The 256-nt window shown below is 50.4% G+C and carries 1 pseudogene; it reads left to right on the top strand.

The annotated features are described in order from the left end of the window. Positions 1–256, top strand: a pseudogene (locus PPOP_RS19120) (reverse transcriptase domain-containing protein); the annotation flags it as partial.

The raw sequence follows: 256 nt of genomic DNA, 5'->3' as shown, positions 1-256 counted from the left end.
AAACACCCGTCAGTTTGCAGGAGCTAAGGCGACGGATATATCAAAAGGCGAAGGCTGAACCTACACATCGTTTCTGGGGACTATTCACTCACATCACCAAGATGACAACCCTTCAAGAGGCGTATCAGCTTGCGAAGAAAAACGGAGGTGCCCCGGGCATTGACGGAAAAAGCTTTGCAGATGTAGAGCGCGAAGGAGTCACCCCATTTCTGGAAAGTATACAAGCCGAACTCCTAGCAGGAACGTATCGCCCACA

It is taken from the genome of Paenibacillus popilliae ATCC 14706 (assembly GCF_000315235.1).
Lineage (GTDB): Bacteria > Bacillota > Bacilli > Paenibacillales > Paenibacillaceae > Paenibacillus_B > Paenibacillus_B popilliae.
The sequence above is the reverse complement of the archived record's forward strand: the minus strand, read 5'-3'. Positions and strand labels throughout refer to the sequence as shown.